23 protein-coding genes are annotated in these 23,689 nt (G+C 72.4%); 12 read left to right on the forward strand and 11 right to left on the reverse strand.

Features of this window, described 5'->3' with window-relative positions:
- Window positions 1–89: 89 nt before the first annotated feature.
- Both AC07FT_RS07705 and AC07FT_RS07710 read right to left on the reverse strand, forming a co-directional pair.
- Window positions 90–1,418, reverse strand: a complete 1,329-nt coding sequence (locus AC07FT_RS07705) for a hypothetical protein (protein WP_479174814.1) — start codon at window positions 1,416–1,418, stop codon at window positions 90–92.
- A 105-nt stretch (window positions 1,419–1,523) separates the two neighbouring features.
- On the reverse strand, window positions 1,524–1,928 hold the full coding sequence (locus AC07FT_RS07710) for a DUF6336 family protein (protein ID WP_471200267.1): 405 nt from the start codon (window positions 1,926–1,928) through the stop codon (window positions 1,524–1,526).
- Between the two features lie 171 nt (window positions 1,929–2,099).
- Here AC07FT_RS07710 and AC07FT_RS07715 point away from each other — a divergent pair, with 171 nt between their 5' ends.
- Window positions 2,100–4,388 carry a glycoside hydrolase family 3 N-terminal domain-containing protein gene (locus AC07FT_RS07715; RefSeq protein WP_479175205.1) on the forward strand — a complete coding sequence of 763 codons (2,289 nt, stop codon included), beginning with the start codon at window positions 2,100–2,102 and terminating at the stop codon, window positions 4,386–4,388.
- 67 nt (window positions 4,389–4,455) lie between these two features.
- Here the strand turns inward: AC07FT_RS07715 and AC07FT_RS07720 are convergent, their stop codons facing one another.
- Entirely contained in the window at window positions 4,456–5,010 is a 555-nt protein-coding gene (locus tag AC07FT_RS07720) for a GNAT family N-acetyltransferase (RefSeq protein ID WP_479174816.1), read from the reverse strand.
- Between the two features lie 69 nt (window positions 5,011–5,079).
- The gene (locus tag AC07FT_RS07725) at window positions 5,080–5,895 is read right to left on the reverse strand and encodes a class I SAM-dependent methyltransferase (RefSeq protein WP_479174817.1); all 816 of its coding nucleotides are present in this window, start codon (window positions 5,893–5,895) and stop codon (window positions 5,080–5,082) included.
- A gap of 352 nt (window positions 5,896–6,247) precedes the next feature.
- Here AC07FT_RS07725 and AC07FT_RS07730 point away from each other — a divergent pair, with 352 nt between their 5' ends.
- The 3 genes from AC07FT_RS07730 to AC07FT_RS07740 all read left to right on the forward strand — a co-directional run bounded on the left by AC07FT_RS07730 (window position 6,248) and on the right by AC07FT_RS07740 (window position 9,525).
- A complete protein-coding gene (locus tag AC07FT_RS07730; protein ID WP_479175207.1) occupies window positions 6,248–7,414 on the forward strand; it encodes a sensor histidine kinase in 1,167 nt (388 codons plus the stop codon).
- A gap of 74 nt (window positions 7,415–7,488) precedes the next feature.
- Complete coding sequence (locus tag AC07FT_RS07735; protein ID WP_479174819.1) at window positions 7,489–8,139, forward strand: response regulator; 651 nt, start codon at window positions 7,489–7,491, stop codon at window positions 8,137–8,139.
- Window positions 8,140–8,301: 162 nt separating this feature from the next.
- The gene (locus tag AC07FT_RS07740) at window positions 8,302–9,525 is read left to right on the forward strand and encodes a cytochrome P450 (protein ID WP_479175209.1); all 1,224 of its coding nucleotides are present in this window, start codon (window positions 8,302–8,304) and stop codon (window positions 9,523–9,525) included.
- Between the two features lie 56 nt (window positions 9,526–9,581).
- Here the strand turns inward: AC07FT_RS07740 and AC07FT_RS07745 are convergent, their stop codons facing one another.
- The 5 genes from AC07FT_RS07745 to AC07FT_RS07765 all read right to left on the reverse strand — a co-directional run bounded on the left by AC07FT_RS07745 (window position 9,582) and on the right by AC07FT_RS07765 (window position 14,257).
- On the reverse strand, window positions 9,582–10,448 hold the full coding sequence (locus AC07FT_RS07745) for an SAM-dependent methyltransferase (RefSeq protein WP_479174821.1): 867 nt from the start codon (window positions 10,446–10,448) through the stop codon (window positions 9,582–9,584).
- 113 nt (window positions 10,449–10,561) lie between these two features.
- The gene (locus AC07FT_RS07750) at window positions 10,562–11,788 is read right to left on the reverse strand and encodes an ABC transporter permease (RefSeq protein WP_471200253.1); all 1,227 of its coding nucleotides are present in this window, start codon (window positions 11,786–11,788) and stop codon (window positions 10,562–10,564) included.
- 23 nt (window positions 11,789–11,811) lie between these two features.
- On the reverse strand, window positions 11,812–12,540 hold the full coding sequence (locus AC07FT_RS07755) for an ABC transporter ATP-binding protein (RefSeq protein WP_479174823.1): 729 nt from the start codon (window positions 12,538–12,540) through the stop codon (window positions 11,812–11,814).
- Window positions 12,537–13,616: an efflux RND transporter periplasmic adaptor subunit gene (locus tag AC07FT_RS07760; protein ID WP_479174825.1), complete on the reverse strand. Its 1,080-nt coding sequence runs from the start codon at window positions 13,614–13,616 to the stop codon at window positions 12,537–12,539. The genes AC07FT_RS07755 and AC07FT_RS07760 overlap by 4 nt, the downstream gene beginning before the upstream one ends.
- A complete protein-coding gene (locus AC07FT_RS07765) occupies window positions 13,613–14,257 on the reverse strand; it encodes a hypothetical protein (protein ID WP_479174827.1) in 645 nt (214 codons plus the stop codon). Before AC07FT_RS07765 ends, AC07FT_RS07760 begins: the two co-directional genes overlap by 4 nt.
- A gap of 133 nt (window positions 14,258–14,390) precedes the next feature.
- On the opposite strand from AC07FT_RS07765, the gene AC07FT_RS07770 reads away from it, so the two are divergent.
- From AC07FT_RS07770 to AC07FT_RS07780, 3 genes are read left to right on the forward strand one after another with little or no spacing between them, the layout of a single operon-like run.
- A complete protein-coding gene (locus tag AC07FT_RS07770; RefSeq protein ID WP_479174829.1) occupies window positions 14,391–15,077 on the forward strand; it encodes a response regulator in 687 nt (228 codons plus the stop codon).
- On the forward strand, window positions 15,074–16,576 hold the full coding sequence (locus AC07FT_RS07775) for an ATP-binding protein (protein WP_479174831.1): 1,503 nt from the start codon (window positions 15,074–15,076) through the stop codon (window positions 16,574–16,576). Before AC07FT_RS07770 ends, AC07FT_RS07775 begins: the two co-directional genes overlap by 4 nt.
- The gene (locus AC07FT_RS07780; protein WP_471200235.1) at window positions 16,573–17,076 is read left to right on the forward strand and encodes a GerMN domain-containing protein; all 504 of its coding nucleotides are present in this window, start codon (window positions 16,573–16,575) and stop codon (window positions 17,074–17,076) included. Before AC07FT_RS07775 ends, AC07FT_RS07780 begins: the two co-directional genes overlap by 4 nt.
- A 17-nt stretch (window positions 17,077–17,093) precedes the next feature.
- On the opposite strand, the gene gdhA is transcribed toward AC07FT_RS07780, so the two are convergent.
- Window positions 17,094–18,437, reverse strand: a complete 1,344-nt coding sequence (gene gdhA, locus AC07FT_RS07785) for an NADP-specific glutamate dehydrogenase (RefSeq protein ID WP_479174833.1) — start codon at window positions 18,435–18,437, stop codon at window positions 17,094–17,096.
- Window positions 18,438–18,892: 455 nt separating this feature from the next.
- On the opposite strand from gdhA, the gene AC07FT_RS07790 reads away from it, so the two are divergent.
- Together AC07FT_RS07790 and AC07FT_RS07795 are read left to right on the forward strand one after the other, a co-directional pair.
- The gene (locus AC07FT_RS07790) at window positions 18,893–20,230 is read left to right on the forward strand and encodes a S8 family peptidase (protein WP_479174835.1); all 1,338 of its coding nucleotides are present in this window, start codon (window positions 18,893–18,895) and stop codon (window positions 20,228–20,230) included.
- Window positions 20,227–20,475, forward strand: a complete 249-nt coding sequence (locus AC07FT_RS07795; protein ID WP_479174837.1) for a hypothetical protein — start codon at window positions 20,227–20,229, stop codon at window positions 20,473–20,475. The genes AC07FT_RS07790 and AC07FT_RS07795 overlap by 4 nt, the downstream gene beginning before the upstream one ends.
- Before the next feature lie 51 nt (window positions 20,476–20,526).
- On the opposite strand, the gene AC07FT_RS07800 is transcribed toward AC07FT_RS07795, so the two are convergent.
- The gene (locus AC07FT_RS07800; protein ID WP_479174839.1) at window positions 20,527–21,027 is read right to left on the reverse strand and encodes a hypothetical protein; all 501 of its coding nucleotides are present in this window, start codon (window positions 21,025–21,027) and stop codon (window positions 20,527–20,529) included.
- Window positions 21,028–21,186: 159 nt separating this feature from the next.
- Here AC07FT_RS07800 and AC07FT_RS07805 point away from each other — a divergent pair, with 159 nt between their 5' ends.
- The 3 genes from AC07FT_RS07805 (at window position 21,187) to AC07FT_RS07815 (ending at window position 23,679) form a co-directional block, all read left to right on the forward strand.
- On the forward strand, window positions 21,187–21,411 hold the full coding sequence (locus tag AC07FT_RS07805) for a hypothetical protein (RefSeq protein WP_432589787.1): 225 nt from the start codon (window positions 21,187–21,189) through the stop codon (window positions 21,409–21,411).
- A 93-nt stretch (window positions 21,412–21,504) separates the two neighbouring features.
- Window positions 21,505–22,266 (forward strand): alpha/beta fold hydrolase, encoded by a 762-nt coding sequence (locus tag AC07FT_RS07810; RefSeq protein WP_479174841.1) that lies wholly within the window; start codon window positions 21,505–21,507, stop codon window positions 22,264–22,266.
- A gap of 45 nt (window positions 22,267–22,311) precedes the next feature.
- Window positions 22,312–23,679 (forward strand): rhodanese-like domain-containing protein, encoded by a 1,368-nt coding sequence (locus AC07FT_RS07815; RefSeq protein WP_479174843.1) that lies wholly within the window; start codon window positions 22,312–22,314, stop codon window positions 23,677–23,679.
- The last annotated feature ends 10 nt before the right edge of the window (window positions 23,680–23,689 follow it).

The raw sequence follows: 23,689 nt of genomic DNA on the forward strand, positions 1-23,689 counted from the left end.
ACAGGGCGGTCAGGAATCCGTACGCGGTGTCCGGGCGGCCTACGCGGACATGTCCGGGTGTGCCGCGTCCCGGTCGCGGTCAGCGGTGGTCAGCCGTCGCCGAAGCCTCCGCCGAACCCGCCCCCGAAGTCGCCCCCGCCGAATCCGCCACCGTCGCCGTAGTCGCCGCCGTCCCCGAAACCGCCGTAGTCACCGCCGTCCCCGAACGCGCCCGCCTCGTCGTAGCCGGGGCTCAGCGAACCGCCCAGCATCGTGCCGACCAGCAGGGCGGGGAGCAGCGCGGCGCCGTAACCGCCGAAGTACCCGCCCGCCCACGGGGCGTACGCCGGGCCCGCCTCCCAGTACGGGCGGCGTCCGCCGCCCACGGGGACGGTACGGGTCTCCGGGTCGAGTCCGTCCTCGATCCGGGTGGCATCCGCGGCGCACGCGGGCACCGACCGTTGCGCGCCACCCGCCGGGGCCCAGTCGACATCGCGCACCGACGGCCCGTGGCGGGGATCGAAGAAGCACGGCGGCCGCCGCTCGGGGAGGCGCGCTCCCTCGCGGCGGGCCTCCAGCGTCGCCAGCGAGAACCGGCCGTCCTCCAGCGCCTCGGTCACCGCCCGTACGTCCTCCGGGCGCCGTGCGGCCTCCGACTTCGCCTTGGCCTCCTCGTAGGCGTCCAGCGCGCGGCCGTAGTCCGCCACCATCTCCGGGGTGGCCGCCGGATCGGACGGGGTGAAGCCGAGGCCGCTCAGCTTCTCGCCGTACGCGGTGATGTCCTCCTGGACCGCGCCGCGCACCTGCTCCAGTCCGGCCCGCTCCCGCTCGCGGCGGCGCTTGCGGGTGCGCCCCATGGCGAACAGGGCGCTTCCGGCCAGCGCCACCAGGATGACCAGCAGGAACAGGGCGCCGCCCGCCGACACCCCGCCGGGCTCCTGGTCGCCCGGTGCCGCGTCGCCGTGGGTGGCCGCGGCCACGTCCGTCACGAAGCCGTCCAGCACCTTCGGGAGGTCATCGGGGTGGCGGCGCAGATTCTGCTCCGCCAGTGCCTGGGAGGTGCTGCCCGGCAGCACCGAGGTGTCGGACGCGGCGCCGAAGGAGGTGCCGAGTGCCACCGCGTACACACCGGGGCGGTCGACGGCCTCGCGCAGCCGCGAGAAGACGCGCTTCCCGCCGTACGCGCGGTCGTCCGGCAGCACGGCGACGTAGACGGGCACGTCCGCCGCGCGGATGCGGTCGGCGAGGGCACGCGCCCGGTCGGCGCTCAGGGCGTCCGAGGCGGCGGGATCGACGTACACGGGGCTGGTGCGCAGCGCCTGGCCGATCCGGTCCACGTCCGTGGCGGCAGAGGCGCCCTGGGCGGCGAACAACGTCGTCACCAGGGCAACCAGGAGGGCCAGCAGCAGTGTGGCCCGTCGCCGTGTCTTGCGGGGCACATGGATCTCTTACCCACTCATATGGGCTGTCGCACGCATTTCGGGGATTTGCCCAGAAGTGTGGGCGCAACGGCTTCCGTCACGGTCGGCCGCCGTCGGCCGCCCTCAGCCGCCGTACAGCCAGCTGTCGTAGTCGGCGCCGTCGACCAGGTGGTAGAGACCGAGCGCCCCGGGGAAGAGCACCAGCGCCAGCACACCGAGCCGTACCAGGACCGGCGCCGCCACCGAGGCGCTGTCCCCCTGGCCCGTGATGGTGCGCCAGTCGCGGCAGCGCCGGATATCGCCGCCGCAGGCGGCCCAGAGCAAGAGCCCGAACACGGTGAACACGCCCCCGCCGATCATGGCGAAACCGCCGGTGACCGCCAGGAACGTCATGCGGTCGTGGTGGTCGCTCACCCCGAGCGAGGCGACGCCCACGAGGGGTGTCGCGGCGAGTCCGTAGAGCAGTGCCCGCGGCACCACGTCCCGGAATCGCAGGCGTGGCTGGTGTATCCCGTCCTCCCCTGTCATGCGCGCACGATATCCCAGGGCCTCCGCCGTTCTACGCTGGGGAAGAGGTGTGCGCGAGGCCTACCGGGCCCGGACGCCCCGGATGTCCGCCGCCACGCATGTCCGGTGCCACGGATGTCCGGCAGAACCACTCGATGCTCTTCAACGATGCCCGTCGCGAGGGTGAAGACCATGGATGGAGTGCGCAGACGTACGGTGCTCGGGGCCATCGGCGGCACCGTCGCCGCGGGCGGCGCCGTCGGACGCCTGCGGCGCGGGGAGCCCCCGCCCGGTCCACCGGACGGGGTTCGGGAGGACCGCCCCCGCCCGTACGAGCCCCGGGTCCAGGCACTGCTCGGACGGATGACGGTGGAGGAGAAGCTGGGGCAGTTGCGGCAGCTCGCCTGGAGCGCCGACACCGGTCCCGGCAGCGGGCAGAACGCCGAGGCGGTCGGGGCGGCCCGCAGGGGCAGGCTCGGCTCGGTGCTCAACCTCTACGGCGCCCGGAAGACCAATGCGTTGCAGCGGATCGCGGTGGAGGAATCCCGTCTGGGCATCCCTCTGGTGTTCGGGCTCGACGTGATCCACGGTCTGTGGACCACCTTTCCGATCCCGCTGGCCCAGGCGGCCAGCTTCGATCCGGCGGTGGCCGGGCGCGACGCCGAGGTGTCCGCCAAGGAGGCGCGGTCCAACGGGGTGCACTGGGCGTTCTCCCCGATGATGGACGTCACCCGCGAACCGCGCTGGGGACGCATCGCCGAGGGCAACGGCGAAGACCCCTTCCTCACCGCGGCGTTGGCGGCGGCCAAGGTGCGCGGCTACCAGGGGGACGACCTCGCCGACGACGACCGGGTGGCGGCCTGCGCCAAACACCTGGCCGCCTACGGGGGTGCCGAGGGCGGGCGCGACTACAACGCCGTGGATGTGTCCGAGGCACGGCTGCGCAACCTCTACCTCGGCCCTTTCGCGGCGGCCGTGGAGGCCGAAGTGGCCACCGTGATGGCCGCCTTCAACACCGTGAGCGGTATTCCGGCCCACGCCAACCGGCATCTGCTCACCGAGATCCTCAAGGAGCAGTGGCGGTTCGACGGTGTGGTGGTCAGCGACTACATCGCCGTCCGGGAACTCACCGTCCACGGTTTCGCGGCCGACGGCGCCGACGCGGCCCGGCTGGCGTTCAACGCCGGTGTGGACATGGAGATGGTCAGCACCCTCCTCGTGGACCACGGCAAACGGCTGCTCAGGAGCGGCCGGATCACCATGGCCCGGCTGGATGACGCGGTGGCGCGGATCCTGCGGCTGAAGTTCCGGCTCGGCCTCTTCCGCCACCCCTATACCGACGAGGCCGCCGCCATCACCGAACCCACCGGGGCCGCGCGGTCGGCGGCGCGGGAGACCGCCGCGCGCTCCATGGTGCTGCTGCGGAACGAGAGGTCCGCGCTGCCGTTGAGCACCTCGTCCCGTTCCCTCGCGGTGGTCGGCCCGTTCGCCGATTCGGCGGACCTCAAGGGCTCCTGGGCCGGGCCCTGGGCGGACACCCCCCGACCGGTCACGGTGGCCGATGCCATCAGGGCCGCCGTCCCGAAGGCGAAGGTGACGTCCGTGCGGGGCGTGGACGCCGGGGGCCGGGACACCGACGACATCCCCAAGGCGGTCTCGGCGGCCAGGGCGGCCGAGGCGACCGTCGTGGTCGTCGGAGAGGGCGCCGAGCTCAGCGGTGAGGCGCGCGTGCGCGGCGACATCGGTCTGCCCGGCAGACAGGAGCGGCTGATCGAGGCCATCGCCGACTCCGGTGCACCCTTCGTGGTGGTGCTCCTCAACGGGCGTCCGCTGACCATCGGTGGCTGGCTGGAGTCGGCGCCCGCCGTGCTGGAGGCGTGGCACCCGGGGCTGGAGGGCGGGCACGCGATCGCGGACGTGCTGTTCGGGAAGGTCAACCCCGGTGGGAAGCTCCCGGTCTCCTTCCCTCGCTCGGTGGGTCAGATCCCGGTCTACTACAACCACGAGAACACCGGCCGCCCCTACGATCCGCACAACCCCTACACCTCCCGCTATCTGGATGTGCGGGACGGTCCGCAGTTCGCGTTCGGCCACGGGCTGAGCTACACCACCTTCGACATCGGGGAGCCCTCGCTGCCGGTGCGCCGGATCACGGCCGAGGCGCTGCGCCGGGGCGACACCGTCGAGGTGGCGGTGACCGTGCGCAACACCGGGCGGCGGAGCGGGGACGAGGTCGTCCAGCTCTATCTGCGCGACCCGGTGGCCGGCATCGTCCAGCCGGTGCGCAGACTGTGCGGCTTCCGCCGGATCACCCTCGGCGCGGGGAAGTCCACCACCGTGCGCTTCCGCCTCGGCGCCGCGGAGCTGGGTTTCTGGACCCATGACCGGGACGGTGAGTTCGTGGTGGAGAAGGGCGAGATCCGGCTCTACGCGGGCGACAGCTCCCTGGCCCGGGGCGAACGCACCCTCACCATCACCTAGGACGAGACGACCTGGCGCACGGGACGGTGCGGCGCGGTGCGTGACACCGCGTCGCACCGTGCGGATGTCATCCGCGCCGTGCGCGCCACTCGGGCGCCAGCACCGACCACACCTCCGTGTCCACACGTACGCCCCGGTGCGCGTGGTCCTCGCGCAGAACACCGTCCCGCACCATGCCGAGCCGCCGCGCCACCTTGATGCTCGCGGTGTTGGTGGAGGAGGCCAGCCACTCCACCCGGTGGATCCCGCGCACCTCGACCGCCCAGTCGATGAGCGTCCGGATGGCCCGGGTGACCAGTCCGCGCCCGGCGAACGCCTCCTCCAGCCAGCAGCCCACCTCACAGGTGGCGGCCTGGGCGTCGAAGGCACGGAAGAGCACCCCGCCGATGAGCGTTCCGTCGACCCAGATGCCGTACATCCGTCCGCTGTCGGCGGCCGCCTTGTCCGCGTACAGCTGGAGGAAGGCGGTGGCCGACGGGAGGTCGGTGGCCCGGTCCCCCAGCGCGATATGCGTTCCGACGTAGTCCCGGCAGCGGTCGATGTGGGCGAGGTACTCCTCGGCGTTCCACGGCTCCAGCGGGCGCAGTTCCGCACCGTCGTCACCCAGCGATGTCGCGAACACATTGCTCCTTCACCGATAGCGAAAGGACCAGTTTCCCCGCTACCGGACCGGCGGGTGCCCGCGGGGGGATCAGACGGGCTCGCCGCCGGACTCGGCGGACCGCGCGGTGTCCGGGCCGTGGGTGACCCGGATCTTCGACTGACCGTGCGGCAGCGCCTCCCAGTCGTCCATGAACCGTGCCTCCAGACCGTGCTTCGCGGCCAGAGCCACGAGTGTCCCGGTGCGGTAGTAGAAGTCTTCGCGCAGCACTTGGTGCTCGGCGCCCTCGGTGCGGTCGAAGGTGAAGTCGAACCAGCCTCCGGGCGCCAACACCCGGCCGACGTTGGCCAGGCACTCCTCGATGACCGGCAGCGGGGAGTGCGAGAAGACGCTGTGCGCGTGGATGACGTCGAACCGTGCCTCGGGCAGGAACCGCAGGGTGAGATCGCGGACCGGGGTCAGATGCGGCAGCCGCTCCTGGAGTCCCGACTGCACCAGGGTGTCCTGCGCGGCGGCGAGGATGTCGGGCGAGATGTCGATGCCGTAGTAGTGACCGGGTTCCAGGTGCCGGATGAACCGCCAGCCCGCCCGGAGGTTGCCGCAGCCGATCTCCAGCATCCGGTGTTCGGGCCGCAGCCCGTGACCGACGAGGTAGTCGAACTGCATCGCGCCCAGGGCGAGCCACCGCTCACGGGTCGCGCTGCCCACCGCGGCGTCCGGGCTGGTCCGGGTGTCGGAGCGCATCACGGCGCGGTAGTAGGCGACGTGGTCCGGCCAGCGGTGACGCAGCCAGGCGTCCCGGGCGGCGCGGCTCAGATAGCGCGGCACCCGGTCGGGGTGGCGCAGCGCGTAGCCGATGCGGTGGCCGAGCGACGCGCGGTTGACGGTGACGTTCCTGGCGGGCATGGGCGGTCGGTCCTCTCGTGGCGGTGCGGTGGTGCGTGCCTCGATCCCAGCGTCGGTGTCCCGGCGGCACTCCGGCGTCGGTGGGACGGCCCCCGTGCGCACGCGGTCCGGCGGACCCCGGTATCAACCGATCGGATGATGCGTACCCGCGGCGGGCGCGTTAGGACTGGCTGGAGAGGTGGCGTCGCGGTGGCCCTACGGTGGCCGGGTGACACGAGAAGACGAGGAGAGGGAGGAGGCGGGGATGACGACGGCGGTCGACCCACCATCCGTGACCGACCCCATGGACCCCACCGACCCCACCGGTGGCACCGTCCCCACCGACCCGGACGGGCGGTGGCTCAGGGTGGTCATGGACTCCGCCTTCCTCCTGCTGCTGGGCTCCTCGCTGGTCCGCTTCCTCAGCCGTGACCAGGGCCAGCCGCGTACGGCGTGGGTGGTCACCCTGTTCCTCGTCTTCGGCGCGCTCTACGTCCTCGGCAGACTGCTCGCCCCCGCGCCGCGCCCCGGTACCCGGCCCACCACCCGCCATCTGGTCTGGCTGGGGGCGGTGTCCACGGTGTGGGCCGGACTGCTGGTGCTGGCCCCGAGCGCCACCTGGTGTGCGATGCCGCTGCTCTTCACCGGTTTGCAGAGCCTGCCCGCGCGCACCGCGGTACCGCTGGCCGCCGCGCTCACCCTGCTGGTGGTGGTCTCCGAACTGCGGGTGGCGCGGGGCGGACACGGTGGCCACGGCGCGTTCAACCCCAATGTGGTGGTGGCGCCGCTCGCCATCGCCGCGGTCGCCACCGCCGTCCTGGTCCATCTGCGGCGCCAGGCCGCCCGGCAGCGCGTCCTCATCGACGATCTGATGCGCACCCGGCGGGAACTGGCGGCCACCGAACGGCGGGCGGGGGTGCTGGCGGAGCGACAGCGGCTGTCGACGGAGATCCATGACACCCTGGCCCAGGGGCTGTCCAGCCAGCGGATGCTGTTGCAGGCCGCCGACCGCGTCTGGTCGGCGGAGCCGGACACCGCCCGCCGCCATATGCGGGACGCGGCCGAGATCACCTCCCGCAGCCTCGTCGAGGCCCGCCGGTTCGTCCACGATCTGGCCCCGGCCGAGCTCGCCGGAGGCAGTCTCCCGCAGGCGCTGCGCACCCTCGCCGAGCGCGCGTCGGGCGCCGGCCTGTCCGTGGACTTCCGGCTGGACGGCACACCGGGGCCGCTGCCGGAACGCGCGGAGGCGGCGCTGCTGCGCATCGCCCAGGGCGCCCTGGCCAATGTGCGCGAACACGCCTGGGCCACCCGGGCCGCACTCACCCTGACCTGTCTGGACGACCAGCTCTCCCTGGACATCGCCGACAACGGCCGTGGTTTCGACATCGACCGCCGCCCGCCGCCCGGCGCGGAGCGGGGGCACGGGCTGCCCGCCATGCGGGTGCGGGCACGGCAGTCCGGCGGCACCCTCACCGTGGAATCCACACCGGGCGAGGGCACCGTCGTCTCGGCGTCCGTCCCCCTGAACCCCGCCCCCTGAGCCTCGTCCCTGATCCCCTCACCCCTGCGAAAGGCCCGTCGTTGCGATCACGTCCGACCGAACCCACCCCACCCGTGAGGCTGCTGCTGTGCGATGACCACGCCGTGGTCCGGGCCGGGCTGCGCGCCCTGCTCGCCAGTACCGACGGTATCGAGGTGGTCGGCGAGGCGGGCAGCGGTGAGGAGGCCCTCGCCGTGGCGGCCCGGGTCCGGCCCGATGTGGTGCTGATGGATCTGCAACTCGGCGACGGCATGGACGGTGTGGCGGCGACCCGTAGGCTGACCACCCCACCCGATGACGATGGCGACGACGCCGAAGACGCCACCACCACCCCACGTGTCCTGGTGCTCACCATGTTCGACACCGACGCCGATATCGCCCGTGCCATCGAAGCGGGCGCCACCGGCTATCTGCTCAAGGCCGAACGGCCGGACGAGCTGTTCGCGGCGATCCACGACGCCGCGTCCGGTCGCACCGCGCTCTCACCGCCGGTCGCCGACCGGGTGATGGCCCGTATGCGCAGTCCGCGGCCCACCCTGTCCGCACGCGAACGCGACATTCTGCGCCAGCTCGCCCGAGGCCTGGGCAACCGGGAGATAGCCCGCGCACTGTTCATCAGCGAGGCCACCGTCAAGACCCATCTGGGCCGGATCTACGGCAAGTTGGGCGTGGAGACCCGGGCGGGAGCCGTGGCCGTCGCCACCGAGCGACGGCTGCTGTCCTGAGGAGGGCGCTCCGCCGGGACCGGCCGATCCGGCGTACTCGCCCCGGGTGACCGGCGCACACACACTGTAGTGATGGCCGTGGTGCGGCCCCGTCCAGGAGCCGTCCCACGGATGCGCCCCGACCTGCCCGCACCCGGTACAGAACGTGGAGTGACCGTGACCATCACGCCCCAGGAAGCGCCCGACATCCTCTCGCCCGCCTTCGCCGCCGACCCCTATCCGGTCTACCGGCGCCTCCGCGACGAGGCACCGCTGCTCTGGCACGCCCCCACCCGCAGCTATCTGCTCTCGCGGTACGAGGACGTCCGCCGTGCCTTCAAGGACCCGGCCTTCACCAGCGAGAACTACGCCTGGCAGCTGGAACCCGTGCACGGCAGGACCTTCGTCCAGATGAGCGGTCACGAACACACCGTCCGCCGCGCCCTGGTGGCCCCCGTCTTCCGCGGTACGTCCTTACAGGAGAGGCTGCTGCCGGTGATCGAGCGCAATGCCGGGGAACTCATCGACGGCTTCCGTCACACCGGCCGGGTCGAGCTGGTCTCGCAGTTCGCGGGCCGCTTCCCCGTCCACGTCATCGTCGACATGATGGGCCTGGACAGGGGTGACCACGACACCTTCCAGCGCTGGTACCGATCGGTCGTCGCGTTCCTCGGCAATCTCTCGCGGGATCCGGAGGTGGCCGCCGAGGGACTGCGCACCCGGGAGGAGTTCGCCGCCTATCTGCTTCCGGTCATCCGGCGTCGGCGCGCCGCGCTCGGCGACGATCTGCTCTCGAGTCTGTGTACGGCGGAGGTCGACGGCACGGCCATGAGTGACGAGGAGATCCGGGCCTTCTGCAGTCTGCTGCTGTCGGCCGGGGCCGAGACCACCGACAAGGCGGTGTCCGCGGTGATGCGGAACCTGCTGCTGCACCCCGGGCAGTTGGCCGCGGTCACAGCGGACCGCGAGCTCATCCCACGAGCGTTCATCGAGACCCTGCGTCATACGCCCCCGGTGCAAATGATCATGCGTCAGGTGGCCGGTGACGTGGAGGTGAGCGGTGGGGTGATCCCCGACGGCTCCACCGTGATCTGTCTGATCGGCTCGGCGGGCCGGGATGAACGCCGGTACGCGGACCCGGACTCCTTCGACGTCTTCCGGACCGACCTGACAGCCAGAACCGCGTTCTCCGCCGCGGCCGACCATCTCTCCTTCGCCCTCGGACGGCACTTCTGTGTGGGCGCCCTGCTGGCGAAGGCCGAGATCGAGGTGGCCGTCGGGCAACTCCTGGACGCGATGCCGGACGTCCGTCTGGAACCCGGGTTCACCCCGCGGGACCAGGGCACCTTCACCCGCGGACCAGCCGCCCTGCCGCTGCGGTTCACCCCGGTCCGCGGCAGGGCCTAGCGACCGGCGGTCCCGCCCTCGCCGCGGGCGGGGGCGGCACCGGGAGCCGGGCGGTGTCAGGACAGCGGCTTGCGGGCCACGCCCACCCAGAAGGACACCTCTTCGTCGGTGACGTCGCCGGTGACCACCTGGGGCCCGGCGGTCAGGTCGGGGCGCCAGCGGTGCGGCACCTCGATACCGGGCTCCACCAGTTCCAGACCGGTGAAGAACTCCGTCACCTCCGCCTTGCTGCGGATCTGCCCCTTGATCCCACCGCTGTGGTAGACGTCCACCGTCCGCTGGGTCGCCACCGGGTCGAAGTCCGGGGTGATGTGGCTCAGGACGAGATACGAACCCGGCGCCAGTGCGTCGACCAGCCGCCGCACGATCGTGTAGGGCTCCCACTCGTCCGGGACGAAGTGCAGCAGGGCACACAGGCTCAGCGCCACCGGCTGGGAGAGGTCCAGCACCTCGCCGAGCTCCGGCGAGTCGAGGATGGTGCCGGGGTCGGCCACATTGGCGTCGACGTAGGCGGTGCGGCCCTCGGGGTGGCTGGTGAGCAGGGTCTGCGCGTGGGCCAGCACGATCGGGTCGTTGTCGACGTAGACGATCCGCGCATCCGCCGCGACCGACTGGGCGACCTCGTGCAGGTTCGGGCTGGTGGGAATGCCGGTCCCGATGTCGAGGAACTGCCGGATACCGCAGTCGGCGGCCAGATACCGGGTCGCGCGCTGCATGAAGGCGCGGTTGGTGCGAGCGGCGATCATGACGCCCGGCCACAGGGTGAGCACCTTCGCCGCGGCCTGCCGGTCCGCGACGTAATTGTCCTTGCCGCCCAGGAAGTAGTCGTACATCCGGGCGCTGTGCGGACGCCCCTGGTTGATGGGGCTGTTCGGCGGCTCCGGCCCGCTCGCCGTCTGGGATGCTACCCCGTGACCGGTCACGTCGTGTTCTCCTCCACTACAGGGCGCGATCGTTGTATCGCGGCGGCCCACCACAGGATCGTAAGCCGCCCCGCCCCCGCCCCCACCCATGGGTCGGGGGAACTGGGGCACTTTCAGGAGGCGTTGAGCGCCACGGTGGGGTGGAGACGTGAGGCACGGATGGCGGGATAGAGGCCCGCGAGCATGCCGATGACCAGCGTGGCACCGAAACCACCCGCCGCCGCCCAGGCCGGGATCACCGTCGTCCAGCCCTGGGCCAGGGCGAACGCCCATGTCGCCAGTGAGCCCAGCACCACCCCCGCCAGTCCGCCCAGGGCCGACAACAGCAGTGACTCGGTCAGGAATTGCAGCCGGATGGCGTTGCGGGTGGCCCCGATCGCCCGTCGCAGACCGATCTCCTGACGGCGTTCCAGCACTGAGATGACCATGGTGTTGGCCACGCCGACCCCGCCCACCAGGAGCGCCACCGCCCCGAGCCCGAGCATCAGCGCCGTCAGCCCCTCGTCCGTGGTCGCCTTCGCCGCCAGCGCGTCGGAGGGGCGCGAGACCTTGACGGTGCCCTCGTGGCCGGGGTTGACGCTCCGGGCCAGCACCGCGGCCACGTCCTCCACCGACGCGTCCGTGGAGCGCTCGAAGACGGTGGTGGGGTGGCCGTCGAAACCGAAGTACCGTTCGGCTGCCGGGAATCCGATCATCGCCACCCGGTCCAGCGTGGGCACCAGTTCGACTGGCCGGAGGATGCCCACGACCACCACATAGCGGTCATTGACCACGATCTTCTCACCCGCACCGGTGACCCCGAGCCGTTGGGCGGCGATGGACCCGAGCACCGTCACCGGCAGTCGCTCGCTGGCCCGGTTCAGCCAGACGCCCCGGTCCACCTCGGCGCCCAGCGCCTCCAGCAGATCGGTCCGGGCGGCCTGCGTGGTGACCCCCGCCGTGCGCTCCTCCGGCACCACATCGCTGCGCCGGATCCGGGTGTCCACCTCGGCGGTCGCCGTGGCGTGCCGCACCGGGCCGATGCGTTCGACCATCGCCACGGCGCTCTTGGGCAGGGTCACATCGTTCCCCAGGGCATCCTGACCGGCCTCGGCCGTGAGCAGATTGGTGCCCAATCGGTCCAGCCGGGCCAGCAGATCGGCACGGCTGGAGGTGGACAGTCCCACCACCGCCACCATCGTGGCGATGCCGATCGCGATACCGAGGGCGGACAGCACCACCCGGGTCCGGCGGGCGCGCAGTCCGACGGCACCCGTGGCGAGGATGTCCCGGACGGCCAGCCGGGACGGCTTCAGCCCGCCACCCCCGGACGTCGCACGGGAGGTCTTCCGGTCGGTCATGATCCCACCTCGCGTGTCGTCGGTCATGACCGCACCTCGCGCGTCACGGGGCCGGGTTCCCGGGAGTCGTCGACGATCTCGCCGTCGCGGAAGCGCACCCGCCGTGGCAGCGCCTCGGCGATCTCGTGGTCATGGGTGATGACACAGACCGTGGTGCCCGCCGCGTTCAGCTCCCGCAGCAGCTCCATCACGATCCGTCCCGACGCCGAGTCCAGGGCGCCGGTCGGCTCGTCCGCGAGCAGCAGATCGGGCTCACCGACGAGTGCCCGGGCGATGGCCACCCGCTGCTTCTCCCCGCCGGACAGCTCATGCGGCCGGTGGTCCAGCCGGTGGCCCAGACGCACTCGCTCCAGCGCGGTGCGCGCCAGCGCCCGGCGTTCGCGCGCGCCCACTCCCGCGTACAGCAGTCCGTCCGCCACATTGTCCACCGCGTCCCGGCCGGGGGAGAGGTGGAAATGCTGGAACACGAAGCCGATGTGACGGGCGCGCAAGGCGGAGAGCTGGGAGTCGGAGAGCGCGTTCACATCGTGGCCGGCCACCCGCACCGTCCCCGTGGTGGGCCGGTCCAGAGTGCCGATGACATTCAGTACGGTCGACTTGCCGGAGCCGGACGGGCCCACGATCGCCAGGAGTTCGCCCGAGGCGACGGTCAGGTCCACCCCGCGCAGGGCGTGGACCCCGCCCGGATAGGTCTTGGCGGCGCCCACCAGCTCGATCACGGCCGCCGGGCGGTGCGGTGCGGTGGCGATCACTGCTCGGCCACTCCCACCGTCATACCCTCGCGCAGTCCCGCGCCGCTGACCTCGATCGTGCCGTCGGCCGTCATCCCGGTCTCCACCCGCACCATACGGGTGGAGCGGCCCTCCACGATCTCCAGCCCGTAGCCGCCGTGTTCACCGCGCAGCGCCACGACCGCCTCCACCGGGACGGCCAGCACGTTCTTGCGGCTCTCGCTGACGAACATCACGTTCACCGTCGCCCTGGTGTCCTCGCCGGACACCGCCGAACGGCCACCGTCCAGGGTCACTTCCACCGTGATGCCGTCCTCGCTCCCCTCCGACGGGTCGTCACCGGATGCCTCCGGGCGGACCGTGCCCGCCACCGAGCCCGGTGCGGTGCGCCCGCTGGCCAGGGTCACCTTCACCGTGGTGCCCTCGGAGGTGAGCGACACATCCCCCTCGTCGAGCCGTGCCCGGACCACCGGTTTCGTGGAGGCGACGGTGAGTACCTTCGTGTCCGGACCCACCTGCTCCGCGGCCCCGGCGTCCGCCGAGACCACCCGCACCCGGTCGGGCTGGAAGACCACATCGCCCTTGCCGACCTTGCCGGTGGGCGTGCGGTTGAGCGACTTCTGCCAGCTCTTGACGGCCGCCGCGGTCGCCGCGTCATAGCGCGGATCGACATACAGTCCGGCGCCGTAGCCCAGGTCGCGCAGGTTGCGCTCCAGTTGGAGGACGTCGGAGCCGCGGTCCCCGGGCTTCATCTCGCGGAACATCGGGATCTGCCCGTAGAGCAGGGTGACGGGCTTGTCGTCCAGCTCGTACAGCGCCTGCCCCCGGGTCACGGTGGCGCCCGCGTCGGCCGCGACGGTCACGGTGCCCTCGACGGCGGAGGACACCCCGCGCCGCTGGGCGTAGTCGAGCCGTCCGTCGACGGTCTTGCTCTGGACCAGATCGGTACGGACGACCTTGGCCGTGGAGGGCGGCCGGTCCCCCTCCCCGGACGAGTCGTCCGCCCCGGAGCCGCCGCCGAGGACCAGGGCCGCGGCGGCGGACGCCGCGGCGGCCGCCACGGCCCCGCCCGCGATCCACGCGGTGCTCCGCCTCACTGCATACCGTCCAGACCGTCGAGCAGCTTGCCCTTGCAGGTCTCACGGGCCTGCTTGTACACCGTGGACTCGGTGTCGATACGGGGGTTCGCCGGGTCCGGGTCACCGCCGGGCAGCGCGTTCCCGGCGGACATCGTCGGGTTCTGGAACTCCGAGACGCCCTCGTCCCGCATACACGTGGCGTGCGCGAGCAGGGACTCGTAGTCCTTCTGCGCGTCCCGCTCGGGCTCCAGCCGCATCGCCTTCTGCATCTCGGGGCCGCAGACCTTGTCCTTGCCGCCCTTCGTCACCTCGCCGGTGCCGGTCGGGTCATCGAGCTTCTCGATCTTCGTCCAGTCCAGATGGCCGCTGAGCTTGGGGTCGGGGAAGTCCTTGACCCCGGCCTTGCCGCGCATACAGCGCACATAGTCCATCTGCGCGTCGTAGAAAGCGCTCTTGCCCTTGCCGGAGCCGCCGCGGGGCTCCTTCGCCGGGCCGCCCGGGGCGTCGGCCCTCTCACCCGGGACGGAGGCGACGCCCTCGTCCTTGGCGCCGGATTCATCGCCACCGCCGCAGCCCACCGCGAGGGCCAGGACGGGCAGCGCCGCGAGGGCGGCCAGGGTGCGCCGGAAGGTGGCGCGAGACATGGTGTGGTGTGTCATGCCGACCACCCTCAGGCGCCCATATGATGGCCGGTCCATGACCACATGATGGCTGTGTAACAAAGCCCGCCCGCCGTTGATGCACTGGCCTGACCAGCGGATTCCGGCGATCGGCTGGGTCATAATCGACCGCATGCCGCATGTACTGCTGATCGAGGACGACGCCTCCGTACGCGATGGCATGGAGCTCGTCCTGCGCCGCCACGGCTACCAGGTGTCGGTCGCCGCCACCGGTGAGGAGGCCCTCGCGCTGCTCGACGCCCCCGCGGAGACGGCCGTCGAGCTCGCGGTGCTCGACCTGATGCTGCCCGGTATGGACGGCTTCGAGGTCTGCCGCCGGATCCGGGCCCGCTCCACCATGCCGGTGATCATGCTGACCGCACGCGGCGACGACCCGGACATCGTCGGCGGCCTGGAGGCCGGAGCCGATGACTACGTGGTCAAACCGGTCACCGCGCCCGTTCTGGAGGCGCGGATCAAGGCGGCGCTGCGGCGCGCCGACCCCGTACCCCGGCAGCCCGGTGAGGCGCACGCGGGGCTGGTCATCGACCGGGCGGGGCTGACCGTCAGCCGTGACGGCACCCCCGTCCCGCTGCCGCCCACCGAACTGCGGCTGCTGCTGGAGCTGTCCGCGTCCCCCGGCCGGGTCTTCAGCCGTGAGCAGCTGCTCGCCTCGGTCTGGGACCACTCCTTCCTCGGCGACTCACGGCTGGTCGACGCCGCGGTCGGGCGGCTGCGCGCGAAGATCGAGGACGTACCCGCCCGGCCCCGCTACATCCAGACCGTGCGCGGTTTCGGCTACCGGTTCGGTCCGATATGAAACTCCGCCGACCGCGGATGGGCGGACTGCGTACCCGACTCGTCATCGCCTTTGTCGTCGTCGCGCTGATCAGCACGGTCACCGCCACCGCGCTCGCCTACCGCGAGTCCCGCACCGCCGTACTCGAGCGCACCCAGGACGCCTTCCAGACCGATGTCCGGGACCGTGTCGACAGCATCGCGCCCGACGTCGACATGCCACCGGACGTCCGCACCCTGACCACGTTCGCCGACTCCGTCTCCTCCGGGCTCTCCGGCGCCCCGCTCGTCGTCACCCGCTACCGCGACCTGGTCGCCGCCTCCGACGGGCTGGCCGACCGCGGCCGGATCACCCCGGAGCTGCGCGCCGAGGTCCGTTCCTCCGGCCGTACCCGCTTCCAGCGCGTGGAGTACCGGGGGAAGCCGTATCTGGTGGTCGGCACCCCCGTCCGGTACGAGGACGGCCGGGACTCCGGGCTCGAGGTGTTCGCGGTGACCTCCCTGCTGGCGGAGGAGGAGCACACCGCGGCCCTGCTGGACTCGGTGCGCGGTGGTCTCCTCCCGGTACTGGGCCTGGCCGCGGTCCTCGCCCTGCTCGCCGCCGGGACCGTGCTGCGGCCGGTGCGCGAGCTGGGGCGGGCCACCCGTCGGCTGGCCGAAGGAGACCTCGGCTCCCGGGTCGAGGTCAGGGGCCGCGATGAACTCGCCCGGCTGGCCGCGGACTTCAACACCACGGCCGACGCGTTGCAGACGTCCGTGAACGAGCTGCGGGATCAGGAGGCCAGGGCCCGGCGGTTCGTCGCCGATGTGTCGCACGAACTGCGCACCCCGCTGACCGCGATGACGATGGTGACGACCGTGCTGGACGAGGACGCGGCGCAGCTGCCGTCGGACGCGGCCCGCGCCGCCCGTACCGTCAGCGATGAAACCGCGCGGCTGGCCCGGCTGGTGGAGGACCTGATGGAGATGTCCCGCTTCGACTCGGGCGTGGCCCGGCTGGACGCCACCGAGAGCGATCTCGCCGGGACCATCCGCGGCACGCTGGAGCTGCGCGGCTGGGGTGATCAGGTGGTGGCCCGGCTCCCGGAAGGAGTACGGGCGGTGGTGGACCGCCGGCGGGTGGACGTGGCCGTGGCCAATCTGGTGGGCAACGCGCTCCGGCACGGCGAACCCCCGGTGACGGTGACCCTGTCCGCCGACCCGGACCAGGTGACGGTCGAGGTCAGCGACCGGGGGCCGGGCCTGCCGCCCGACGCCCTGTCCCAGGTCTTCGACCGCTTCTACAAGGCCGACAGCGCCCGGGCCCGCTCGGAGGGCAGCGGTCTGGGCACCGCCATCGCGCTGGAGAACGTCCGGCTGCACGGTGGCACGATCGAGGCGGCCAACCGGCCCGCGGAGCGGGGCGGCGGCGCCGTGTTCACCCTGCGGCTGCCCCGCCACCGGCCCGACCCGGACCCGCGGTCACCGGATGGACTGGCCTCCGGTGGCCCGGGCACGGCGACAGATGGAGGGACGCGATGACCCGCCTCCGTACGGCGACCGGGGCCCTGGCCCTCGCCCTGGCCGCGACGGCCGGGTGCGGTGTCCAGCCCACCGGGGTGGTGGACGGCGGTGAGCCCGCGAGCGGGCTCACCAAGGACCTGCGGATCTACTACGTCCGCGGCTCCGGACTCCAGGGCGTCACCCGCCCGGACGTCTCCATCGAGGAGCTGGGCGCGGTCCTCAAGCTGCTGGCTCAGGAGCCGACCCGCGCCGAGGAGGAGCGCGGGCTGACCAACCTCGTCCGGCTCGGCTCGTACCGGATCACCGGTGGCGGCCACCGGATCACCCTGCACGCGCCCGGTGCCTCCTTCACCAGCGAACGCGACCGGCTGCCCAATGGCCAGTTGGTGTGCAGCCTCGCCCGCGCCCAGTCCTATCTGCACCGGAAGGAGGCCATCCGGCCCGATGACGTCCGGGTCTCCCTGGACGACGGTGAGCGGACCTCCGGCCCCTACCAGTGCTCGCAGTTCCTCGGCTGAGCCCCGAACGACACGGCCTAGATGACCCCGTGCGCGTCCATGGCCTCCGCCACCCGCAGGAAGCCCGCCACATTGGCGCCCAGGACGTAGTCGTCGGGGGAGCCGAACCGCGCCGCGGTGTTCCGGCACAGCTCGTGCACCTCGGTCATGACCGACCCCAGCCGGGCCGCGGTCTGGTCGAAGGTCCAGCGGTCGCGTGAGGCGTTCTGCTGCATCTCCAGCGCGGAGGTGGCCACTCCGCCCGCGTTGGCCGCCTTGCCGGGGCCGAACAGCACATCGGCCTCGCGCAGGATGTCCAACGCCGCCGGGGTGCAGGGCATGTTCGCGCCCTCGGCCACTGCCAGCACCCCGTTCTTCACCAGGGCCACCGCCTGCGGTTGGCCCAGTTCGTTCTGGGTGGCGCAGGGCAGCGCCACATCGCAGGGCACGTCGAAGACCGAACCCCGCTCGGAGTGCGTGGCGCCCGGCCGGACCTCCGCGTAGGCGGACAGCCGGGCCCGGCGGGCCTCCTTGATCTCCTTGAGGAGTTCCAGGTCGATACCGTCCTCGTCGACCACATAGCCGGAGGAGTCCGAGCAGGCCACCACCCGTCCGCCGAGGGAGTGCACCTTCTCGATGGCGTAGACGGCCACGTTGCCGGAACCCGAGACGACGACCCGCCGCCCGTCGAAGTCCTGGCCCCGGGTGCGCAGCATCTCCTCGGCGAAGTGGACGGTGCCGTACCCGGTGGCCTCGGTGCGGGCGTAGGAACCGCCCCAGCCGGTGTGCTTCCCGGTCAGCACCCCCGCCTCGAAGCGGTTGGTCAGCCGCTTGTACTGGCCGAAGAGATAGCCGATCTCCCGGCCGCCCACCCCGATGTCCCCGGCGGGTACGTCGGTGTGCTCCCCGAGGTGGCGGTGGAGCTCGGTCATGAACGACTGGCAGAACCGCATCACCTCCGCCGAGGAACGCCCCTTGGGGTCGAAGTCCGCGCCGCCCTTGCCACCGCCGATCGACAGCCCGGTCAGGGCGTTCTTGAAGATCTGCTCGAAGCCGAGGAACTTCACGATGCCCAGGTTGACGCTGGGGTGGAAGCGCAGACCCCCCTTGTACGGGCCGAGAGCGCTGTTGAACTCCACCCGGAAACCACGGTTGACCTGGACATCTCCCCGGTCGTCCACCCAGGGCACCCGGAAGATGATCTGACGCTCCGGCTCGCACAGCCGCTCGAGGATCCGTGCGTCGAGGTATTCCGGGTGCGCGGTGAGCACGGGTCCGAGGCTCTGTACCACCTCACGCGCCGCCTGGTGGAACTCCGGCTCCCCGGCGTTACGCTCCACGACCTGCGCGTACACGGCCTCGATACGAGTGCTGACGTCCATGAATGGCCCTTTCTGCCGACCCGTCGGCGCGTCAGTCTGTCAGCCCCCGGTCGCCCGCGGTGGCAAAACCGCCGGAGATGTGGTGGACGGCGCGTCGCGGCGGACCGGAACGGGGTGGATCACTCATCGGTGTGCCGCCGGCCGCCATCGGACCGGTGGTCATCGGAGGTTGACGACCGATTTGCGTCCGCCCGTGGCCGGAGGGACGGTGGAGAAGGGGGTGGTGCACAAGTACCCGGCCGTGCCCTCCGGGAGCACGGCCCGTACACAGGCGGGGTACGCGCGTACGCGGGTGCGCGCACGCGCGATCACGCACATACGCGATTGACGACGCGCCGGTACACGGCGGAACCGCACTCCCGCCAGAACCGCACGACTGTCCTGGCCCACTGATCACTCCGCGCATCGGCGCGTCCCCTCCGAGCGGGGGAAGCGCACAGGAAGCGGAGACAGCCATGACCAACGGACCCATGGACAGGCGCCCCTTCGGCGGCGAACCGCCGGGGTGGGCCGAGTCCCCCTTGATGAAGCAGAACGCCGAGTACACCGGCCGGTACGTGGTCCTGCTCGACCAGCGGGAAACCCAGCGCGGTATCGACGCCCTCCGGACCTCGGCGGGCATCGCGTCCGTCGAACGGGTCCGCGGGGCCGAGGCCGAGGGCGCCACCGAACTGCTCCAACGCCCCGACACCTCGGTGCTCTTCGACGAACTCGCCACGGCCGTCGTCGAGGTACCCCCCGACCAGCGCCACGCACTGGTCACCACCGCCGAGGCGGAACCCACGATCATCGCGGCCGAGCCGGAGCGGATGGTCTACGCCACGGTGATCACCGAACCCCAGCGGACGCTCACCGGCTTCTTCCCCACCTACCGCAGCGACGAGGACGAGGTGAGCCGGCACACCCGCGCCGAACTCGCCGCCTCGCTCGGCCCGGCCTGGGACGAACAGAACACCACCTGGGGGCTCCAGGCGATCCGGGCCAACTGGTCCACCCTGACCGGGCAGGCGGTGAAGGTCGCCGTCCTGGACACCGGGGTGGACACCGACCACCAGGACCTGACCGGCTGCATCGAGGCCACCGCCTCCTTCGTCCCCGGGGAGACCGTGGAGGACGGCAACGGCCACGGCACCCACTGCATCGGCAGCGTGGCCGGACCGGTCAAACCCGACCACGCGCCCCGCTACGGTGTGGCGGGCGAGGCCCGGATCCTGGCCGGCAAGGTGCTCAGCGACCGGGGCGTGGGCACCGACGGCCAGATCCTCGCGGGCATGGCCTGGGCGGTCTCCCAGGGCGCACGGGTGGTCTCCATGTCGCTGGGTGCCGCGGTGGAACCGGGTGAACTCTTTCCGCAGACCTACGAGAACGTGGCGCTGCGCGCGCTCGAACGCGGCACGGTGATCGTGGCGGCGGCGGGCAACGAGAGCCGCCGCCCCCGGTTCGTCGCGCCCGTGGGCCGCCCGGCCAACTGCCCGTCCATCCTCGCGGTGGCCGCGCTCGGCAAGGACCTGGCCACCGCCTGGTTCTCCTGCGGGGCCATCAACGGCGCGGGCGGCGAGGTCAACATCGCCGCTCCGGGAGTGGACATCTTCTCGGCGGCGCCGGACGGTACGTACCAGACGCTGAACGGCACCAGCATGGCCACACCGCACGTGGCCGGGGCACTGGCGCTGATGGCGCAGGCCCATCCCGAGGCCACCGCGGCCGACCTCCACGCCCGGCTGCTCTCCGGGGCGTACCCGCTGCCGCAGCCCGTCGCGGACATCGGCTCCGGTCTGCTCCAGGCACCGTGACCGGCACGTCCCCGTCCGGCCCGGTCGGGGTGATCCTCTCGGTCGATCCGGACCGGTTCGCCGAGGTGCTGGCCGCCGTGCGCCGGGCCGGACTGACCGTCACCGGGGAACAGGAGGTGCTGGGTTCGCTCTCCGGGACCATCGCGGAGGACCGGATCCCGGCCCTGGAAACCGTGGACGGAGTGGACTCCGTCGACCGGGACCGTACCGTCCGGCTGCCCCCGCCGGACGCGCCGGTCCAGTGACCGGCCGGGGTCACCCCCGGCCGGTCGGACCTCACCCCGTTCGGCCGGCCGTCATCCCGGGCGGTTGCAGAAGACACAACCGTCCCAGAACGGCAGGGCGTTCAGCACCCGGTGCCGCACACAGCAGGCCACGGCCGCCTCCCGCGCGGCGGGGAAACCGCCGTCGGCGGGCGGACCGCCGGCCGCCGGGGCGTACGACGCCACCATGGCCCGGAACCGGCGCAGGGACGCCTCGGCGGACACCGGTTCGTACCCCAGCTCCTCCCAGCGGTGCCGGGTCAGGGCGAGATCGACTACGCGCAGGACGAACTCCCGGGCGTGCGCCCGCTGCTGGGGCGTGGCGCCCCAGTCCACATCGGCCAGGTCGAAGCCGACGGCGCCCCGGCCCATCACGTTCTGGTCCTGGAGCGTCAGCAGCGCGACGAAGCGGAAGTGCCACGGCCGTTCGGCGAGGGCGCTCACCGCCGGCGTCAGCACCTCGACGAACACCTCCGTACCGCCGTTGGACAGATCCAGCGCCCGGCCGTCCGAGCCCCCGAAGACATTGCCCATCGGGCCAACCTACGCCGGGCGGTGGCGGTGGGGCATCATGGCGCCATGGACGTCGCGCATGCCGACCGGATCACCGTCGCGGAGTACGGGAACCTCCCGGGCCGCCCCACCCCGATGGCGGCCGTCCGCGGTTGACTGCGGGAGCGCGGTATCGACTGGATGCCGTTCGCGGCCGAGGAGATCTGCTGGGACCACGCCTGCGGTATCGGCCCCGACGGCCACTGGTTCGGCTGGTTCCGGGTCCGGGTCGACGCCGCCGCCCTGTGGCGGCTCGGCCTCCACCCCGGCCAGCCCACCGCCCGGGTCACCGGGCCCTCCCCGCCCGCCTGGTGGCATGCCGAGGCCGAACGCCTGGCCCGCCACCGGCCCGGCCGGACGGTCTGAGCGCCACCCGGCCACCCCGGCGCCCGCCCCGCCGTGGAGCGCCGCGCCACCAGGTCGCCTACGGTGGAATCCCGAGGGGCACAGGAGGTGCCCGTGACCAACGAGCACATCGTCTTCATCCCGGGAGTCGGTGGCCGGGAGTGGCTGTGGCGCCACCAGCAGGACGCCCTCGCCGACATCGCGACCAGCGAGGTCATGGTCCTGGACCGGCAGGCCACCCGGGCCGAGATGGCCGAGCACGTCCTCGCGCACGCCCCCGAGGTGTTCTCCGCGGCCGGTCATTCGCTGGGCGGATGGGTCGCCCAGGAGATCGCCGCGCGGGCGCCGGACCGGGTCTCCCGGCTCTTCCCGTGCGGCACCTGGACGCGGATGGCCCCCGGCACCATCGCCTACCTCGACCACTACGCGGCCCATCTCGTCCGTGACGCAGACGGGGCGCTGGACGCCCACTTCGACCAGCTGCTGCACCACGCCCGCTACGCGGACAAGGGGTTCTGCGCGCGGCTCAGGGCGTGGCAGCGCGAGACGGCGCCCGACGCCTACGTCCGCCAGCTGCGGGCGCTGGCCCATGACTACGCGACCGAGCGGCTGCTGCCGAGGATCACCGCGGACACCCTGGTGATCCACGGCCGCCAGGACCGCGTCGTCACCGAGGAGGAGGCGCGCTGCCTCACCGGCGGCATCGCGGGCGCCTCACTGGCCCTGATCGAGGAGTCCGGTCACTGCACCCCCGTCGAGCAGCCCCAGGCGTTCTCCGCGGTGATGCGGCTGTGGCTGTCCAGGGCCGGGGAGACGGCACCGGCGGGGCGGGTGACGGAGTCCCTGGCACTGGGTACCCGGCGACGAGCCGTCTGAGGGCCGGACGCCCGCCGGGGCCCGGCCAGGAAAGGAGCCGCCGTCGTGTTCGCCGTGGACACCCTGGCCATCGAGGGCCTGGGCAACCGCAGTTATCTGGCGGGCGGGAAGCACCACGCGGTGGTGGTGGACCCACCGCGGGACATCGACCGGGTGATCGCCGCCGCGGCCCGGCGCGGGGTGCGGATCGCCTACGTGGCGGAGACCCATGTGCACAACGACTACGTCAGCGGTGGTCTCGAACTCGCCCGGGTCACCGGCGCGGGATATCTGGTGCCGGCCCGCGCCTCGGTCTCCTTCGACCGCACCCCGGTCGCCGACGGCGACACCCTCGCCCTCGACGACGGACTGGTGCTGCGGGCGCTGGCCACTCCCGGCCACACCCCGCACCACACCTCGTACGTGGTCGAGGACGACGGCCGTCCCGCCGCCGCGTTCACCGGCGGATCGCTGCTGATCGGCACCGTCGGACGGCCGGACCTCGTCGAGCCCCGGCTCACCGAGCCGCTGGCCCGCGCCCAGTACGCCTCGGCCCACCGGCTCGCGGACGAACTCGACGACGCGGTGCCGGTGCTGCCCACCCACGGCTTCGGCAGCTTCTGCTCCTCCTCCCAGGCCGGTGGCGAGTCCACCACCATCGGCCGGGAACGGGTGCGCAACCACGCCCTGACCGAGGATGTGGACACCTTCGTCGCCGAAACCCTCGCCGGACTGGACGACGTCCCCCAGTACTACGCGCACATGGGCCCGGCCAACGCCGCCGGACCCGCCCCGGTCGACCTCACCCCGCCGCACCGGGCCGGGCCGGACGAGATCGCGGCCCGGCTGGCGGCGGGGGAGTGGGTGGTGGACCTGCGCGACCGGGTCGCCTTCGCCGACGGGCACCTGGCCGGATCGTTCAACTTCGAGGCGGACGGCAACCCCGCCACCTATCTGGCCTGGCTGATCCCCTGGGGCAAACCGGTCACCCTGCTCGGGCGGAGTCCCGAACAGATCGCCGCCGCCCAGCGCGAACTGGTCCGGGTGGGCATCGACCATCCGGCCGCCGCGGCCAGCGGCGGTCCCGGCGCCTGGGTCCGGGCGGGCGAGAAGACCCGTTCCTTCCCCCGGGCCACCTTCGCCGCCCTGGCCACGGCCCGGCGGCGCGGCGCGGAACCGGTCGTCCTCGATGTCCGCCGGGACTCCGAACGCTCCCGCGGCTTCCTCGCGGGCTCGTACCACCTCCCCGTCCACCAGCTGCACGACGGGATGGACCGGGTGCCGCCCGGCACGGTGTGGGTGCACTGCGCCGGCGGGATGCGCGCGGCCATCGCCGCCTCCCTCCTGGACGCCGCCGGACGCGCCGTGGTCGCCGTCGACGACGACTTCGAGGCGGCGGTCCGGGCCGGACTGGAGGTCGTCCGGTCCCGCTGACCGCCCGTCG

It is taken from the genome of Streptomyces sp. NPDC045899 (assembly GCF_056431485.1).

Coding starts and splice junctions, on each gene's coding strand:
- AC07FT_RS07780 (WP_471200235.1), top strand. CDS start 16,573: ATGACCCGCCTCCGTACGGCGACCGGGGCCCTGGCCCTCGCCCTGGCC.
- AC07FT_RS07770 (WP_479174829.1), top strand. CDS start 14,391: ATGCCGCATGTACTGCTGATCGAGGACGACGCCTCCGTACGCGATGGC.
- AC07FT_RS07750 (WP_471200253.1), bottom strand. CDS start 11,788: ATGACCGACCGGAAGACCTCCCGTGCGACGTCCGGGGGTGGCGGGCTG.
- AC07FT_RS07725 (WP_479174817.1), bottom strand. CDS start 5,895: ATGCCCGCCAGGAACGTCACCGTCAACCGCGCGTCGCTCGGCCACCGC.
- AC07FT_RS07710 (WP_471200267.1), bottom strand. CDS start 1,928: ATGACAGGGGAGGACGGGATACACCAGCCACGCCTGCGATTCCGGGAC.
- AC07FT_RS07800 (WP_479174839.1), bottom strand. CDS start 21,027: ATGGGCAATGTCTTCGGGGGCTCGGACGGCCGGGCGCTGGATCTGTCC.
- AC07FT_RS07790 (WP_479174835.1), top strand. CDS start 18,893: ATGACCAACGGACCCATGGACAGGCGCCCCTTCGGCGGCGAACCGCCG.
- AC07FT_RS07715 (WP_479175205.1), top strand. CDS start 2,100: ATGGATGGAGTGCGCAGACGTACGGTGCTCGGGGCCATCGGCGGCACC.
- AC07FT_RS07805 (WP_432589787.1), top strand. CDS start 21,187: ATGCCGTTCGCGGCCGAGGAGATCTGCTGGGACCACGCCTGCGGTATC.
- AC07FT_RS07730 (WP_479175207.1), top strand. CDS start 6,248: ATGGACTCCGCCTTCCTCCTGCTGCTGGGCTCCTCGCTGGTCCGCTTC.
- gdhA (WP_479174833.1), bottom strand. CDS start 18,437: ATGGACGTCAGCACTCGTATCGAGGCCGTGTACGCGCAGGTCGTGGAG.
- AC07FT_RS07765 (WP_479174827.1), bottom strand. CDS start 14,257: ATGACACACCACACCATGTCTCGCGCCACCTTCCGGCGCACCCTGGCC.
- AC07FT_RS07775 (WP_479174831.1), top strand. CDS start 15,074: ATGAAACTCCGCCGACCGCGGATGGGCGGACTGCGTACCCGACTCGTC.